Annotated in this window: 15 protein-coding genes; 10 read left to right on the top strand and 5 right to left on the bottom strand. The window is 57.7% G+C overall.

Features of this window, described 5'->3' with window-relative positions; genetic code table 11:
* Positions 1–11 precede the first annotated feature (11 nt).
* Positions 12–1283 carry a DEAD/DEAH box helicase gene (locus tag FDP08_RS04275; protein ID WP_137434778.1) on the bottom strand — a complete coding sequence of 424 codons (1272 nt, stop codon included), beginning with the start codon at positions 1281–1283 and terminating at the stop codon, positions 12–14.
* Positions 1284–1289: 6 nt separating this feature from the next.
* Entirely contained in the window at positions 1290–1841 is a 552-nt protein-coding gene (locus FDP08_RS04280) for an elongation factor P hydroxylase (RefSeq protein ID WP_282556802.1), read from the bottom strand.
* Positions 1842–2020: 179 nt separating this feature from the next.
* Here FDP08_RS04280 and dsbD point away from each other — a divergent pair, with 179 nt between their 5' ends.
* On the top strand, positions 2021–3931 hold the full coding sequence (gene dsbD / locus FDP08_RS04285; RefSeq protein ID WP_137434780.1) for a protein-disulfide reductase DsbD: 1911 nt from the start codon (positions 2021–2023) through the stop codon (positions 3929–3931).
* A 9-nt stretch (positions 3932–3940) separates the two neighbouring features.
* Here the strand turns inward: dsbD and tusA are convergent, their stop codons facing one another.
* Entirely contained in the window at positions 3941–4180 is a 240-nt protein-coding gene (tusA, locus tag FDP08_RS04290) for a sulfurtransferase TusA (protein WP_137434781.1), read from the bottom strand.
* A gap of 87 nt (positions 4181–4267) precedes the next feature.
* Here tusA and FDP08_RS04295 point away from each other — a divergent pair, with 87 nt between their 5' ends.
* Positions 4268–4555, top strand: coding sequence for an antibiotic biosynthesis monooxygenase family protein (locus tag FDP08_RS04295; RefSeq protein ID WP_137434782.1), 288 nt, complete (start codon positions 4268–4270; stop codon positions 4553–4555).
* A gap of 17 nt (positions 4556–4572) precedes the next feature.
* On the opposite strand, the gene rlmM is transcribed toward FDP08_RS04295, so the two are convergent.
* Positions 4573–5649, bottom strand: a complete 1077-nt coding sequence (gene rlmM, locus FDP08_RS04300; RefSeq protein ID WP_137434783.1) for a 23S rRNA (cytidine(2498)-2'-O)-methyltransferase RlmM — start codon at positions 5647–5649, stop codon at positions 4573–4575.
* 113 nt (positions 5650–5762) lie between these two features.
* On the opposite strand from rlmM, the gene FDP08_RS04305 reads away from it, so the two are divergent.
* Positions 5763–7625, top strand: a complete 1863-nt coding sequence (locus FDP08_RS04305) for a sensor domain-containing diguanylate cyclase (protein ID WP_137434784.1) — start codon at positions 5763–5765, stop codon at positions 7623–7625.
* Here FDP08_RS04305 and FDP08_RS04310 read toward each other — a convergent pair.
* A complete protein-coding gene (locus tag FDP08_RS04310; RefSeq protein ID WP_137434785.1) occupies positions 7606–8268 on the bottom strand; it encodes an alpha/beta fold hydrolase in 663 nt (220 codons plus the stop codon). The genes FDP08_RS04305 and FDP08_RS04310 overlap by 20 nt on opposite strands.
* Positions 8269–8492: 224 nt before the next feature.
* Between FDP08_RS04310 and ccoN the strand changes: the two genes are divergently transcribed.
* From ccoN to FDP08_RS04345, 7 genes are all read left to right on the top strand, one after another.
* Positions 8493–9923, top strand: coding sequence for a cytochrome-c oxidase, cbb3-type subunit I (ccoN, locus tag FDP08_RS04315; protein WP_137434786.1), 1431 nt, complete (start codon positions 8493–8495; stop codon positions 9921–9923).
* Between the two features lie 15 nt (positions 9924–9938).
* Positions 9939–10547, top strand: a complete 609-nt coding sequence (ccoO, locus tag FDP08_RS04320; protein WP_137434787.1) for a cytochrome-c oxidase, cbb3-type subunit II — start codon at positions 9939–9941, stop codon at positions 10545–10547.
* A 5-nt stretch (positions 10548–10552) separates the two neighbouring features.
* Complete coding sequence (locus FDP08_RS04325; RefSeq protein ID WP_137434788.1) at positions 10553–10738, top strand: cbb3-type cytochrome oxidase subunit 3; 186 nt, start codon at positions 10553–10555, stop codon at positions 10736–10738.
* Complete coding sequence (ccoP, locus tag FDP08_RS04330; protein ID WP_137434789.1) at positions 10735–11625, top strand: cytochrome-c oxidase, cbb3-type subunit III; 891 nt, start codon at positions 10735–10737, stop codon at positions 11623–11625. The genes FDP08_RS04325 and ccoP overlap by 4 nt, the downstream gene beginning before the upstream one ends.
* Before the next feature lie 132 nt (positions 11626–11757).
* The gene (gene ccoG / locus FDP08_RS04335) at positions 11758–13191 is read left to right on the top strand and encodes a cytochrome c oxidase accessory protein CcoG (protein WP_137434790.1); all 1434 of its coding nucleotides are present in this window, start codon (positions 11758–11760) and stop codon (positions 13189–13191) included.
* Positions 13192–13233: 42 nt separating this feature from the next.
* Positions 13234–13749 (top strand): FixH family protein, encoded by a 516-nt coding sequence (locus tag FDP08_RS04340; RefSeq protein ID WP_137434791.1) that lies wholly within the window; start codon positions 13234–13236, stop codon positions 13747–13749.
* Entirely contained in the window at positions 13746–16193 is a 2448-nt protein-coding gene (locus FDP08_RS04345; RefSeq protein WP_137434792.1) for a heavy metal translocating P-type ATPase, read from the top strand. Before FDP08_RS04340 ends, FDP08_RS04345 begins: the two co-directional genes overlap by 4 nt.
* Positions 16194–16231 lie beyond the last annotated feature (38 nt).

Consider the following 16231-nt stretch of genomic DNA (forward strand, 5'->3'; position numbering starts at 1 on the left):
TTCCCGGCCCTTTAGTTCCTGCGTTGGCGCTGATTGCCGCCGCGACCGCCCTGGGGGCGACGGCCACCGCGTTTGCGGGTGATCGGCGGTTTGGCGAGCACGGTCATCAGCTCTTCGTCAGGAACAGCTGTGGTCAGCTTCTGGCTAATATAGGACTCGATAGCCGGTAATGAAAAGGCGTCATCCTCACTGGCGAAGCTGACAGAAACGCCGTGCTTTCCAGCACGACCGGTACGCCCGATACGGTGGACGTAATCCTCGGCATTCTCGGGAAGATTATAGTTGAAAACGTGGGTCACACCGTCAACGTGAATGCCACGCCCTGCCACATCAGTGGCCACCAGCACCTGAATACTGCCTTCCTTGAACTGCTCCAGGGTCTTGAGACGTTTGTTCTGGGCAATTTCACCGGACATGAGCGCCACCTTGACGCCCTGGTTCCGCAAGTCCTCATCCAGATCACGGCATTGGTCACGGCGATTGGCAAACACCAGGGCCTTCTCAACCTCCGGGCGCTGGAGGTAGTTCACCAGTACCGGCAGTTTCTCGTCTTCACCTACCAGATAGACGGTCTGTTTCACCCGTTCGGCGGTTTTCTGTTCCGGCTCGATTTCCACGAACTCAGCGTTGCGGGTCCACATGGAGGCCAGGTTAAGCACATCCTGATTAAAGGTGGCACTGAACAGCAACGTCTGGCGCTCTTCTTTCGGGGTACATTTGCGGATAATGCGCTTCACATCCGGAATGAACCCCATATCCAGCATCCGGTCTGCTTCGTCCAGGATGAGGATGTCCAGCTGGTCCAGAAACACGTCCTGGGAGCCCAGGAAATCGATCAGACGCCCCGGCGTGGCCACCAGGATATCGACAATCTCGTTCTGCAACTGGTCACGCTGCTTGTCGTAGTTCATTCCGCCTACCACGGTGACCACGTTGTGCCCGGTGTAACCGCAGAGCTGCTCGGCATCCTTGGCAATCTGCATCGCCAGTTCCCGCGTGGGCGCCAGGGCCAGCACTCTGGGTTCCGACGCCAATCGGTCCGTTTCCGGAATCGGTGTTTCCAGCATGCTCTGAATAGCAGTAATCAGAAAGGCTGCGGTTTTGCCAGTGCCAGTCTGCGCCTGACCGATCAGGTCCTGGCAGGCCAATGTGAACGGGAGGGTTTCTGCCTGGATCGGCGTACAATGCTCAAAGCCGATATCGGTAATGGCATCGAGTACTCTCTGGTCCAGGTTCAGATCTTTGAAAAGTGTTTTGCCGGCTTCGGGTGCGTCAGATGTCATATTGCTTCAATTTACCTCGGTGTCTGTAACGGAACATTCGGGCATCAGGCGCCTGGTCTCTTTGTTCCAGACTTCGTTAAATCCAGCCTCGGTTCCATAAAATAGTCTGAGCGTCTGAAAAAACTGACCGGCGCGAACCGGGAAGCCATGCTCCAGGTAGTCATTGGCCTGCGCCGTCACATTCCTGCGAAAGGCGTCTTCGTCCCATGCTCCGGTACCGGATAGATTGTCGACGCTGATGTGAAAACGAGCGCCTGCTGCAACCGAAAACAGCCATTCCAGGGCCTGGGGGTTTATTTCCGCCTTTTCAAAAGCTCGCTGCTGTTCCGCGCTGCGGCCATCAGGGCAATACCAATAACCGAAATCCCGGAGTCTGCGCCGGTACTCGCCAGCAATACACCAGTGACTGATTTCATGCAGTGCACTGGCATAATAGCCGTGAGCAAAGATAATCTGTGCGAAGCCGTCAGGCTCCGTCGCCGGCAGATACTCGGGTTCATCGCCGCCCCTGACCAGAACAGTCCGGTACTCATCCCGGAACAGGTCATTAAACAGCATGATAAGATCGTCTGGATCATGTCTCATGGGACGGGTATTGTGCGACTTTAGACCGTTCAATACCAGAGGGAACTTTTGCCTGGTAACTGTGTCCATTGCAACTTGAAGCCGTGCCGTCTCAACCCCCCCCGGATTCGGCGCGGGAGAAACCCGGATCCACCAACGGTACTCTATTGACTATGACCGGCAGCAGCACCACAACCTCATGCAGTAATGCCCCTTTCAGGGTTTTGAGCAGCGCATGCCTGTTTCTGGCATTGTCTTTTCTCTCAACACTGGCTGCCGGTGCCGGCAGCTCCCTGTTCGGCAACAGCAACGGCTTCCTCCCCGTAGATGAGGCACTGCCATTCAGCTTTACCGCGGACAACGGCGCTGTCCTACTGTCCTGGGACATTGCACCTGATCATTACCTGTACCAGGAACGTATCAGCATCAGCAGTGATACCGAGGGTGTCACACTGGGTGAACCGGAATTTTCCTATACCGGTACCAACACCGAGGATGAGTTCTTCGGCAAGGTTACCGTCTTCTATGAGCCAGTCGAGGCCCGGGTTCCGGTAACCCTTCCCGACGGCGTGCGAGAGGCGGAACTGCAGGTGACCTATCAGGGCTGCGCCAACGCCGGGCTCTGTTATCCCCCCCAGACCCGGGACGTGCTCTACTACGCCAGCGCCGGTGACAACCCGGATGCCACACCAGCCAGCAGCTCAGGGGGTTCCGCTTCCTCCGGCAATGCTCAGCAGCCGCCTGAAGACACGTCCACTGCAACAGGTCTGGCGGGCTTTCTCGCCAATCAGTCCACTCTTGTAATAGCCGGCCTGTTTTTGCTCCTGGGATTAGGGCTGACGTTCACGCCCTGTGTGCTACCCATGGTGCCGATCATTTCGTCCCTGGTGTCATCCCGCAACACCAGCACAACAGGCCACGCGCTGCTGCTTTCCTCCAGCTATGTACTTGGCATGGCCCTCACCTATGCTGCGGCAGGGGTCGTGACCGGGTTACTTGGCGCCAGCTTCAACCTGCAGACCCACCTGCAATCCCCCTGGGTGTTAAGCGTTTTTGCAGCGCTGTTCGTGGTATTTGCGCTGTCGATGTTCAACCTGTTTGAAATCCAGCTGCCCCGGTTTATCCGCGAACCACTGGACAACGCCAGCCACCGCCTTACAGGAACCCGCGTAGCCAGTATTTTCGGAATCGGCGCCCTGTCCGCCCTGATTGTGTCTCCCTGTGTTTCCGCACCACTTGCCGGAAGCCTGCTGTACATCAGCACCACCCAGGACGCGATGATCGGTGGTGTTGCCCTGTTCGCCCTGGGCCTGGGGATGGGCATCCCGCTGATCCTCGTGGCCGTTGGGGGTCGTAAATTTCTCCCCACCACCGGTCCGTGGATGAACGTTGTCAAAGCATTCTACGGCGTCATGTTGCTGGCGGTCGCCATTTGGCTGGTCGAACGAATGGTACCCGGATGGGTGGCACTGACCTTGTGGGGATTGCTGGCGGCCATTACGGGCGTGCAGCTGGGCGCTTTTGACGCCGCCGAAGCTGGCTGGGAACGTACCCGCAAGGGGATGGGACTGGTTATGTTTGCCTATGGCATAGCACTGCTTGCCGGTGCTGTGTCCGGAGCCAATGATCCACTCAAACCCCTGGCAGCATTCACTGCATCAAACCAGCCCATGGCCGGAATCTCCCCGGCAGGCGCTGCGGCCAGCCATGCGGAGTTTATCCGGCTGGAATCACCGGCGGACATTCGTAACGAGCTCCAGCTGGCCAGCCGGAACGGCACCCCTGTGATGCTCGATTTTTACGCCGACTGGTGCATCTCCTGCAAGGTTATGGAACGCAATGTTTTCAGTGACGCTGGCGTTATCCAGGCGCTGGCCCCCTACAAACTCCTGCAACTGGACATGACTGATAACACGCCGGAGCAACAGGCCCTGTTGGACGAGCTGGGCCTGTTCGGACCGCCGGCTATCCTGTTCTATCACGACACCGGTGCAGAAATGGAATCAGCGCGGGTACTGGGCGAGATGGACCGTGACCAGTTTCTTGGCCATCTCGATGCACTCGGGATTTCCGGCGAATCCTGACAGATTTAATCAGCTGCCGCGGCGGATAAAGAACACAAAGTCTTTTTCATCTTCGCCGCTGTATACCAGTTCATGGTCAAGAAACTGACAGAATCGCGGAATGTCCCGGGTTGTGGAAGGATCCGTTGCCACTACCTTCAACACGGCACCGGGGCTGATCTCGACAATCCGGTTGTGTAACATCATGACCGGTTCAGGGCAAAACAGCCCCCGGGCATCCAGTTCTGCGTCATAATCCGGGTGTCCCAACGTCTGTCCTCCTGAAATTCCACCTGAAATTTGAAAAATACGTGCTAAATTATTGTTTATAGTTGTCAAAACAATACGAGGTAATCAATGATCCGGGTACTGATTGAACGCCATATTGCCGAATCGCTTGAAGCCGCTTACGAGGAGAGATCCCGCAAGGTTCTTCAGAACGCCGTAAGTGCACCAGGCTTTGTGTCCGGTGAAACCCTTGTGGACACCCACGATTCGAACCATCGATTTACCCTTGCCAACTGGCGCTCGGAAGCCGACTGGCAACGCTGGTTCCAGTCCGAAGAACGCCGGGAGCTGATGGCTGAGCTGATCCCAATGATGGACCGGGAGGAAATCATCACGGTACTGCAACACAGTAACTGATACCGTGGTAATGGCCTTCAGCCGAGTCGCTCGACAAAGCAGGTAATCTCCTCACGGTCATGATAGAGGTGGCGGGCCCTGATACGGAAGTTCATTTCGGTCCGGGCCAGCCCCTGCTCCAGAATATCCCGGCAAATCAACCACTCGTCGTACCGTTTTTTCATTGGCAGCTTCAAGTTGAACACCGTGTAGCGACACAGTTTCTGATTCAGCCAGTCCACTGCCAGTGCCGCGGTACGCCGAGGATGATCGACGATATCGCAGACCATCCAGTCCACCCCTCTCCTGGGCCGCCACTGATAGCCATCAGCTTCAATATGTTCGACGTGGCCGGAAGCCATCAGGTCGCCATTCATTGGCCCGTTATCAACCGCGGTTACCATCATACCCTGCCTGACCAGTTGCCATGTCCAGCCACCGGGAGCCGCACCCAGATCCACCGCCTGTTTTCCGCCGCCCAGGTAGTCCAGTTCCACCTCCGGGGGCAGAAACACCTTCCAGGCTTCTTCCAGCTTCAGTGCCGAGCGGCTGGGCGCCGAGGCCGGCAAGCGCAAACGTGGAATCCCGCTGACAAAGCGGGCCCGGTTACCCGCCACACTGACACCTGCAATAACCCGGTCAAAGCCAAGCAGCAGCAACTCCAGACGGGCCGGCGAGTCCGCCCTGGGGTCAGGCTGCAATAAGCCCGCTCCTCGCAGGCCCTTCGAAAGCGGCGACACCCATTTGCGGGCAAAATTGCCAAGATCCGGGTCGCTGTTGTTTTCAGGCAAACGGATTTCCACCCGCGCACAGGGTGGAATTTCAGCATCCGCCGACTTCAGGCCATCAATAACGGCACCCACACGGTCCGCAGGCGGCAACGCCACCTCCGCCAGAACGACAAACCAGTCCCTGACGAATACCAGCGAGTGGATGGACAACCGGGCCAGCAGAGTATCCGCCAGGGCCGGGCCGGGAAGGTTGAAAATAACGAAGCCCCGGGAATTTCCGGGCTCGAAGTAGCCGTAGACACCCTGTGCTGCAGCTGCATCGGTAATCTCCCGGCCTGCTTCTGTTTCGAAGCCTGGCCGGCAGAAGGCAATCAGTTGTTCCATCCGTCACCTGAACCGGGTTCCCATCGGGAACCCTTAAATTTGAAACTGTTTAACATCCACACGGCTCGCAATTGACTACACTATCCAGCTTTCCGTTGGCAGGAATACCTTGAATGCTGCTGTACCTGCGTTATTTCATCCCGATTGTTGCGATGTTACTTACCACAGGTTTGGCCATCGCAGCCCCTCCGGCACAGACTGAACAGTGCCCGACACTGGATGCCAACAACCCTGAGCAGCGAGCGTCGCTGATGGACCATGTGTGCTTCCTCAGCGCCCCGCCCGGGGAACCTGCCCATCAGGCCAATACACCGGAAGCACTGTCGGCTGACACCCACTGGAAAGCGGCCAACGGCCACGACCTGGTGTTCAGTCACACTGACGCGGTTTACTGGGTCCGCCTCAACGTGCGCAATTCCGGCGATACCGGACAACTCTGGTACCTCAAACTCAACTATCCGCTGCTCGATGAAGTCACCTTCTGGCAGACAGGCAACGACGGCACAGCAGCCATAGCCACCGGAGACCAGTATCCGTTCATGTCGCGGGGCATAGATTACCGGTATTTCCTGCTCCCCGTCACGCTTGGTGCCAATGAAACCAGGACCATCACCATCCGCATTCGCAGCAGTGGCGCCCTGAATGTTCCCCTGTCCCTGGAAACCCCGGAGGCAACCATTGCCCAAAGCAATCACCTGACCCTGGTTCACGGTCTGTTCTATGGCGCTCTGCTTGTATTTGCAGCGTTCAACCTGCTGTTGTTCTTCAGTTCAGGCACTGTCTACTACTTTTACAACGCCTTTTATATGGCGTCACTGGGGCTTTTCCTGTTTGCCATGGGGGGCTTTGCCAATCAATACTTCTGGCCAGACAGCGCAGGCTTTGCCAACACCTCTATTCCGATGCTGATGTCTGTCAGCTCCCTGGCCATGACGCTGTTCGGCCGTTCGTTCCTTGAAATCCAGCCTGGCTCAAGGTCGGACCGGGTGCTCCGGGGCCTCGCGCTGACCAGCCTCGGCCTGTTTGTGATGGCATTTATCCTGCCCTATAACAAGTCCATCGTGCTGAGCACCACTGTCGCCCTGATCATTATTGCAAGCCTGTTCCTGATCGGGCTTGTTCGCTGGCGCCAGGGATACCTGCCTGCCAAGTGGTACGTGATGGCCTGGTCCGGAATGCTGGCGGGCGCTCTCATATACGCGCTTGCCGCCTTCGGCTACCTTGCTGACTTCCTGGCACGGGAGATTTTCATGCAGGTGGCCGTGGGCGCCCAGGTGATCCTGTTGAACTATGCCATGGTTCAACGCTGGCGGCTGTTAAACCAGAAACTGCTCGACGTGGAGCAGAACGCCCGCACCAATCTGGAGCTCAAGGTACATGAGCGCACCGCCCAACTACGCAACACCATGAGGGAGCTGGAGCGGGCCAACCGACAGCTGGCCACACTCAGCCTCAATGACGCACTGACCGGACTCCACAACCGTCGCCATCTCGATAACCTCTTGCCCGAGTTATGCGCTGAGTCCCGTCGGAGCGGCCAGCCACTGACCATTGCGCTGCTCGACGCTGATCATTTCAAGGCGGTCAACGATGACTGGGGACACGATTTCGGCGACCAGTGCCTGCAGCACATTGCCGACATACTCAGGCGACACGTCAAACGGCCAAGGGATGTGGCGATCCGCTTCGGCGGCGAGGAGTTCGCAATATTGTTGCCGGGTACCGGCGCCGACGGTGCACGCAGACTCTGTGAGCAGATCCTGGAAGACCTGGCCAGTTCACGAATGGTTACCACTGATGGTGCGTACCTCTCCCTGACCATGAGTGCGGGTACCGCAACCCTGATCCCGGGAGAGGACGAAAGAGAGCTCTTCCGGCGAGCTGACGAAGCGCTCTACAGAGCAAAGGCTGCAGGCAGGAACCGGGCCGAACAGTCAGAGCCGGCGCCCTCCTGGTCTACTCCCCACGGTGAATAAAACCTGCTGCGACCCTTGCGGCCTGCCGGATCATCTCTTCATGTGTCTCCGGTTGCCGCGCCAGCGGCCGGTAATCATGGTCACCGCCCTCCAGCCACGAAAGGCAAAGATTCTCTAATGAGTCCAGGCCTTGTGCCTCTACCTCGTGCTTTCGGCCAAACGGGTCACGGGTGCCCTGAATAATCTGAAGTGGGCGACGCAGGTCCTGAAGATGAGTGGTCCGCCAGCGATCCGGCTTGCCCGGTGGATGAAACGGGTACCCGAAACAGACCGCACCACAAACCTCAGGCTCCAGTTCCGCCTGCGCGATCAGTTGACTGGCCATTCTGCCGCCCATCGACTTACCACCAATAAAGAGGCGGCTGCCTTCCACAGGTTCCGCAACAACGGCGGCGATTACCTCGCGAAAATGGTCCAACAGCACCGGCTGCCGGTCCGGTGGTCGTTTCCGCCCATCCTGCCGGCGCTTCTCCATGTAAGGGAACTCAAACCGCAGCGTCGCTACTCCCTCTGCGGAAAGCGCTGAAGCCAGGCGCTCCATAAAGGCTGAATCGGCCGGGGCTCCGGCTCCATGGGCCAATACCAGCCGGGGCGCGGGGAGTCCGCCCCGCGCTTCGGACTTGTAAAAAGTTAAGGGATTCACTAAACCTCCAGAAAGGAGCCGGGATCAATGGCGCAGACGACCGCAGATCGGGTCGGTTTCCTCTCCGCTCCTGTGCAATCATAAATACTCTAATATATTCGCCATGTTACTGATTTAGACGCATTTGACAGAGCTGGCGAGTTGATCTGTGTCATTGCAAACAGCTAATGCTTTCTCCATACTTGCGCCCGCATCTTTCCCACTCTGAACCCATTGGTAAGGCTATGAGCACAGTAAATCCAAACCTGACATACAACTACAAGGTGGTAAGGCAGTTTGCCATCATGACAGTGGTATGGGGGATTGTCGGTATGGCCCTGGGCGTGCTGATTGCAGCACAACTGGTCTGGCCCGCCCTCAACCTCGACCTGCCCTGGACCCATTTCGGCCGTTTACGGCCGTTGCATACCAATGCCGTTATCTTCGGCTTTGGCGGAAGCGCACTGTTCGCGACAGCCTACTACGTGGTGCAGCGCACCTGCCAGGCCCGTCTGTTTTCAGACGCACTGGCCGCGTTTACCTTCTGGGGCTGGCAGGCCATTATCGTGGCGGCTGCTATTACCCTGCCAATGGGGTTGACCACCTCCAAGGAATACGCCGAACTCGAGTGGCCCATCGACATCGCCATCACCCTGGTATGGGTAGCCTACGCACTGGTGTTCTTCGGTACCATCATGAAGCGCAGCACGCCGCACATCTACGTGGCAAACTGGTTCTATGGCGCCTTCATCATCACCGTTGCCGTACTACACATCGGCAACAGCATGGCGCTGCCAGCGACTGCCTTCAAGTCATACTCCGCGTATGCCGGGGTCACTGACGCCATGATGCAGTGGTGGTATGGACACAACGCCGTTGGTTTCTTCCTGACCGCTGGCTTCCTGGGCATGATGTACTATTTTGTGCCCAAACAGGCGAACCGTCCTGTCTACTCCTACCGCCTGTCAATCGTGCACTTCTGGGCACTGATCGCCACTTATGTATGGGCCGGTGGCCACCACCTGCATTATTCCGCACTGCCGGACTGGGCACAGACTGCGGGTATGGTAATGTCCCTGATTCTGCTGGCTCCCTCATGGGGCGGCATGATCAACGGTATGATGACCCTGTCAGGCGCCTGGCACAAACTGCGCACTGACCCGATCCTGCGGTTCCTCGTGGTATCCCTGTCGTTCTACGGCATGTCTACGTTTGAAGGCCCGATGATGTCCATCAAGACGGTGAACGCCCTGTCCCACAACACCGACTGGACCATTGGCCATGTTCACTCCGGCGCCCTTGGCTGGGTTGCCATGATCAGCATTGGTGCCGTCTATCACCTGATCCCCAAGCTGTGGGGCGTCCAGGCCATGTACAGCACCGCCATGATCAACGTGCACTTCTGGCTGGCGACGGTCGGCACCGTGCTTTATATCGTCGCCATGTGGGTCAACGGCATCATGCAAGGCCTGATGTGGCGCGCTGTCAACGAGGACGGCACGCTGACCTACAGTTTTGTTGAAGCACTCGAAGCGTCCTACCCAGGCTACTTTGTACGGTTCCTTGGTGGCGTGATTTTCCTGGCCGGTATGCTGGTAATGGCATACAACGTCTACATGACCGTGCGTCAGAAAGATGCGGTTGCTCAGGACAACACAGCAGCGCAAGCGGCGTAACGGGAGACAGTACTGATGAAGCACGAAATTATTGAAAAGAACATCGGGATAATGATCGTATTGATTATCCTGACCATCAGTGGCGGTTTCCTTGCCGAAGTGGTTCCGCTGTTTTTCATAGATGAAACCAACGAACCGGTAGAGGGCCTGGAACCGCTGTCTGCGCTGGAACTGGAAGGCCGGGATATCTATATCCGCGAAGGCTGCCACGTTTGCCATACCCAGCAGATCCGCCCATTCCGCGCCGAAACCGAGCGCTACGGCCACTACTCCGTTGCGGGCGAATTCGTCTACGACCGTCCGTTCCTGTGGGGCTCCAAACGTACCGGTCCTGACCTTGCTCGCGTAGGTGGACGTTACTCTGACGCCTGGCAGCGCCAGCACCTGTACGATCCGCGTAGCGTGGTCCCGGAATCCAACATGCCGGCCTTCCCCTGGCTGTTCCAGGATCGCGTCGACCACACCGACACTGAGGCCAAGCTGAGAACACTTCAGACCCTCGGTGTGCCATATACGGATGAGCAGGTTGCTGAGGCCGCTGACGAGGTGAAGGGCAAATTTGAAATCGAAGCTCTCGTCGCGTACCTGCAACAGCTTGGTACCGTGATCTCAGAGAAACGGTGATTCCCATGGATTTAAACGAGTTACGCGGCGTTCATACACTGGTCATCATGGCCATGTTCTTCGGCATCATCTGGTGGGCCTACAGTTCTCACCGCAAGAAAGCCAACGAAGAAGCGGCCCACCTTCCCTTCGATGATGATGAAGTGGAAAAGCGTACTCTTGAACAGGAAAAAACGGAGAAAAAACAATGAGTACCTTCTGGAGCATCTGGATCAGCGTGATCGTGCTCGGTACCGTGTTCGGTTGCTGGTGGCTTCTGCTTGCCACCCGCAAAAGCCAGACCACTGATACTGAAACTGACAAGACTGTGGGTCACTCCTTCGATGGCATCGAGGAATATGACAACCCGCTACCGAAGTGGTGGTTCTACCTGTTCGTTGCCACCTGTATTTTTTCCCTGGGCTATCTGGCCCTGTATCCGGGCCTTGGCAACTTCCAGGGTCTGCTGGGCTGGTCCTCCACCGGCCAGTGGGAAACCGAGATGCAGGAGGCTGACGAACGCTACGGGGAGCTCTACGCAAAGTTCGGTGACACGCCAGTGCCGGAGCTGGCAGAAAACGACGATGCCATGAAAATGGGCCAGCGACTGTTTGCCAATAACTGCGCCACCTGTCATGGCTCGGCTGGCCGGGGATCTCTCGGCTTCCCTAACCTGACCGACGACGACTGGCTGTACGGGGGAGACCCTGACTCGATCCTGACCACGCTTCACGAGGGTCGTAACGGCAACATGCCGGCCATGGGTACCATGCCGAACATGACCAATGCCCAGGTCGACCAGGTTGTTAACTTTGTGCTGAGCTTCAGCGGCCGGGAAAAGGACGCGGAAGCGGCAAAGAAGGGTGAAGAGGTCTATGCCCAGGCCTGCGTGGCCTGCCATGGTCCGGACGGTAAGGGCAACCAGGCGCTTGGTGCTCCGAACCTGACGGACAACAGCTGGCTCTACGGTTCCACCTATGACTGGATCAGGGAAACCGTTGTTAACGGCCGGCAGAACCAGATGCCTGCCCAGGGCGACCGGCTTTCTGACGACCAGATCCAGATTCTGGCTGCGTACGTCTACAGCCTGTCCAACTGAGTATCCGGCCGGGGCCAGGGCCCCGGCACGGTCTGCTCAACCCTGTGTCTGCCCGCGCGGGCACAGGCTTGAGAAGATCCCCTGCCCCACAGTCCGCTGTGATATGGGCGCCACATCATCGGGAGGTTAACGATGAGCAGTGAGATTCCGGTCAAGCAGGTTGACCCATCCTCTGACGCCTCCGAGAACAAAAACAAAAATTCCGGAACTGTAGAGCTTTACGCCAGCCGCAAGAAGATCTACGTAAAAGAGGTCAAGGGCTTCTTTCAGCGTATCCGCAATGTCAGCCTGACGGCTTTGATGGGCATGTATTTTCTGTTCGTCTGGATAACCGTGGATGGCCAGCCGCTGATTCACTTTGACCTTCCGGCACGTGAATTTCACCTTTATGGTGCCACCTTCTATCCCCAGGATTTCATCCTTCTGTCCGGAATGCTCATTATCTGTGCCTTTGGCCTTTTCTTCATCACCACTCTGTTCGGCAGGGTCTGGTGCGGATATACCTGCCCGCAGACCGTCTGGACCTTTATCTTCATGTGGGTCGAAGAACGCATTGAGGGCGGCCGCAACAAGCGCATCAAACTGGACAAGGCGCCCAGTTCCGCCGAGAAGATCGCCAAGAAATCGGCGAAGCACTCCGCATGGCTGTTGATCGCACTCGCTACCGGCCTCACGTTTGTCGGTTACTTCTACCCCATCCGTGAACTGATCACGGACCTGTTTACCCTGCAGGCCAATGGCTGGGCCTACTTCTGGGTAGGCTTCTTTACCGTGGCCACCTACCTGAACGCCGGCTGGATGCGTGAGCAGGTGTGCCTGTACATGTGCCCTTACGCCCGTTTCCAGTCCGTGATGTTCGACCCCAACACCCGAGTGGTGTCCTATGACCCCAATCGGGGAGAGCCCCGGGGTAGCCGAAAGAAAGGGGTGGATCCCGCAGAGCTGGGCCTGGGTGACTGCATCGACTGCGGCCAGTGTGTCCAGGTCTGTCCCACCGGCATCGACATCCGCGACGGTCTGCAGTACGAGTGTATTGGCTGCGCCCTGTGCATCGACGCCTGTGACGAGGTCATGGACAAGATGAATTATCCACGCGGCCTTATCCGCTATACCACGGAAAACGAGTTGGAGGGCAAGACCTCCAAACTCCTGCGGCCGCGAACCTTTGGTTACGGGCTGGTACTGCTGGCAATGATGGCCGCGATCGCATTTACGATTGCCACCAGGGTTCCGGCACAGTTGGACGTTCTCAGGGATCGCGGCGCCCTCTTCAACTACAACGGCGAGGGCCGAATCGAGAACACCTACACGCTGAAAATTGCCAACATGTCGGAAGTACCGCAAACATTTACTATCTCGGTTTCGGGCATGGAGGGCATCCGCATACTGACCGAGGACACAGTCACCGTGGAGAGCAGCGAGAACCGTTCTTTGCCAACGGTAGTGGATGTAGCGCCAGAGGTCATTACGGAAAGCAACAATGACATTGTGTTTACGCTTGAATCACAATCCGATAAAAACCTCGTTCTTGAAACCGAAAGCCGTTTTGTCGGTCCCAATCGCTGATCCCGGAGTCGTCATTCGGGAGTAGCACTGAGAGATACAGCTATGAATGAAGATCTGGATATCAAGCCCTGGTTCCGTCAGCCCTGGCTCTGGTTCCTGCTTATGTTTCCGGGAGCTGCGATAGCCTGGTGTACTGTCATGCTCACGGTGGCAATCACCACGCAGAACTCCATGGTGACTGATGATTATTCCAAGCAAGGCCGCGGTTACAATATGGAGATTGCCCGGGATCAAGCAGCAAAAGACCTGGGCCTGAGGGCCAAAATGGCCTTTGCCGAACAACGAATCACTCTGTCCGTTGATAGCAAGAATGGCCGGGCTGATTATCCTTACCTGATTCTTAACCTTTTTCACCCCACGCTCTCCGACCGCGACCGTACCGTCCAGTTCCGAGCCGTAGGCGAAGGACAGTACACAGCGAAGCTGAACCAGCCCATTGAGGGTCGCTGGTACTTCGATTTACGGGGTCCGGATAACGACTGGCGCCTGAAAGGCGAGTCCAACCTGCCATCAGATCGTCCACTGACCCTCGGTGCGGGCGCTGAAGACCGCGGGTGAACCCCTTGAATTGCTATCATTGCGGCGAGCCTGCGCCCGGTAAACCCGCCATTACGCTCGAGCTTGACGGAGAGCTGCGTCACTTTTGCTGCCAGGGCTGCAAAGCCGTTTGCGAGACGATCCGGGCAGAAGGTCTCGATGGTTTCTATCAATTCCGCACCGAACCGGCTGTCACCCCGAAAGAGCTGACAGATACTGAGCTCAACCGAATACGCGAACTGGACCATCCACTGGTACAGAAATCGTTCGTCTCACCGGTCAAGTCGGGCCAGGAAGCCACGCTGCTGATCAGCGACATCACTTGCGCTGCTTGCATATGGCTGCTTGAGAACCATATGGCAAAGCAGTCGGGGGTGATGTCTTTCTCCGTCAATCACAGCACCCAGCGGGCTCGCCTGGTATGGAACCCGGAACAGGCCAGGCTCAGCGACCTGCTGATTGCCATCCACGAACTGGGTTACCGTGCCCGCCCCTACCAGGCCGATGAGGCCGAACGAGCGCTGAAAGCCGAACACCGGTCCGCCTTGATTCGCCTGGCGGTTGCCGGCATCGGGTCCTTCCAGACCATGATGCTGGCCTTCCCACTGTACTTCGAGCTGGTCAGTGAACTGTCTCCGGAATTTGTCAGTTTCTTCCGCTGGTTCAGTCTTCTGGTGGCCACCCCCGTGGTGCTTTACAGTGCCCGCCCCTTCTTTACCAACGCGGTAAGGGATCTTCGCAGCCGCCACCTGACCATGGATGTGCCGGTGGCCACCGCCATCGGCCTGGCCTATGTTGCCAGCATCTGGGTTACCGTGTTCGGTGGCGAGGAGGTCTATTTCGAATCCGTGTGCATGTTCACCTTTTTTCTCCAGCTTGGCCGGTATATCGAGATGCAGGCACGTTACCGGGCAGGATTGACCGGCAACGCACTCGCCGGGTTCCAGCCCATGGTGGCCAGCCGTGTCAGGGGGAATGACAGCGAGATTGTCTCAAGCCATGACCTGGCTACGGGTGACCTTATCAGGGTCCGTCCCGGGGAAACCCTGCCGGCCGATGGCGTGATTGTCAGTGGCCATTCCACCCTGAACGAAGCCGCCCTGACCGGGGAATACCTGCCGGAAACCCGGAACCCCGGCGATGAGGTACATGCGGGCAGTGTGAATGGCGAAAATCCGCTGGAGGTGGAAGTCCGCCGTGCCGGTGCCCAGACCCGGCTGTCGGGCATCCTTCGCATTCTTGACCGGGTTCAGGCGGAGAAACCGCCCGTGGCCTTGATGGCTGACCGCATTGCCGGTGTGTTCGTCAGTCGCGTACTGGTTCTGGCACCGGTGATCTGGATTGGCTGGTGGCTTGCCGGTGCGGACAATGCCTTTGATATCACCCTGTCAGTGCTGGTGGTTACCTGCCCCTGCGCCCTTTCCCTGGCGACACCGACGGCCATTACCTCGGCAACCATGCGCCTGCGCAAACTTGGCCTGCTACCCACCCGCGGCCATACCCTCGAATCGCTGAACACCATCGATACCGTGATTTTCGACAAAACCGGCACGCTCACCCGCGGCGAACTCAGTCTTGTAGACACCCGCGTGTTCGGCTCCCTCAGCCAGGAACAATGTCTTGAAACGGCTGCGAGCCTTGAGAAGCATTCGGAACACCCTATTGCCAGGGTTTTCCACCATCTCCATGGCAACTCCGCCAGGAACGTGCAAAACCATCTCGGGGGAGGCCTCTGTGGCGAACTGGCCGGACAATGCTTTTACATCGGCCACCGGGATTTCGTTGAGGCCAGTATCGGTCAGCCGCCACCCGCAAGCGACGATCAACAGGGCATGGAAATCTGGCTGGCAAGCGACAGCCAATGGTTGGCCCGATTCACCCTGGATGACGAACCCCGGCCAGAGGCAAGAGAAGCGGTGCAGATGTTGCAACTGGCCGGCCTGCGAACGATTCTGCTCAGCGGGGACCGTTCTGGCCACGTAGCTCAGATTGCAAAAATGTTAGGCATCGATGAAGCCATTGGCCAGGCGTCCCCCGAGGACAAACTTCAGGTGCTGGAAGCGCTACGGGATCAAGGCCGGCACATCATGATGGTGGGCGACGGCCTCAACGATCTGCCTTCAATGGCCGGCGCAGGCGTTTCAGTGGCCATGGGCAGCGCCGCTGACCTGACGCAGCTCAAAGCGGACGCCGTTCTGCTCAACGGCCAGTTGACCCAGCTGCCCGAAGCGCTCAAAACAGCCCGGCGTACCCGTCGTATCATTCGCCAGAACATGGCCTGGGCACTTGGCTACAACCTGTGTGCCCTCCCCCTGGCGGCGGCCGGACTGGTCCCCCCCTGGCTGGCCGCAATCGGCATGTCCCTCAGTTCGCTGATCGTGGTACTCAATGCCATGAGGCTGGGAAGAGCACCCGAAAGGGCTGAATCGCCCACGCCGGCGGTTGGCGCCGAGGCGACGTCCTGATACCGTGAACGAGAAATCCCCCACAATGCTTGAGGTAG

This window comes from Marinobacter panjinensis, assembly GCF_005298175.1.
GTDB lineage: Bacteria > Pseudomonadota > Gammaproteobacteria > Pseudomonadales > Oleiphilaceae > Marinobacter > Marinobacter panjinensis.

Bases quoted from the DNA above. Each gene is read 5' to 3' on its own strand.
- FDP08_RS04275 (WP_137434778.1), bottom strand. From the start codon at position 1,283: ATGACATCTGACGCACCCGAAGCCGGCAAAACACTTTTCAAAGATCTG.
- FDP08_RS04280 (WP_282556802.1), bottom strand. From the start codon at position 1,841: ATGCTGTTTAATGACCTGTTCCGGGATGAGTACCGGACTGTTCTGGTC.
- dsbD (WP_137434780.1), top strand. From the start codon at position 2,021: ATGACCGGCAGCAGCACCACAACCTCATGCAGTAATGCCCCTTTCAGG.
- FDP08_RS04295 (WP_137434782.1), top strand. From the start codon at position 4,268: ATGATCCGGGTACTGATTGAACGCCATATTGCCGAATCGCTTGAAGCC.
- rlmM (WP_137434783.1), bottom strand. From the start codon at position 5,649: ATGGAACAACTGATTGCCTTCTGCCGGCCAGGCTTCGAAACAGAAGCA.
- FDP08_RS04305 (WP_137434784.1), top strand. From the start codon at position 5,763: ATGCTGCTGTACCTGCGTTATTTCATCCCGATTGTTGCGATGTTACTT.
- ccoN (WP_137434786.1), top strand. From the start codon at position 8,493: ATGAGCACAGTAAATCCAAACCTGACATACAACTACAAGGTGGTAAGG.
- ccoO (WP_137434787.1), top strand. From the start codon at position 9,939: ATGAAGCACGAAATTATTGAAAAGAACATCGGGATAATGATCGTATTG.
- FDP08_RS04325 (WP_137434788.1), top strand. From the start codon at position 10,553: ATGGATTTAAACGAGTTACGCGGCGTTCATACACTGGTCATCATGGCC.
- ccoP (WP_137434789.1), top strand. From the start codon at position 10,735: ATGAGTACCTTCTGGAGCATCTGGATCAGCGTGATCGTGCTCGGTACC.
- ccoG (WP_137434790.1), top strand. From the start codon at position 11,758: ATGAGCAGTGAGATTCCGGTCAAGCAGGTTGACCCATCCTCTGACGCC.
- FDP08_RS04340 (WP_137434791.1), top strand. From the start codon at position 13,234: ATGAATGAAGATCTGGATATCAAGCCCTGGTTCCGTCAGCCCTGGCTC.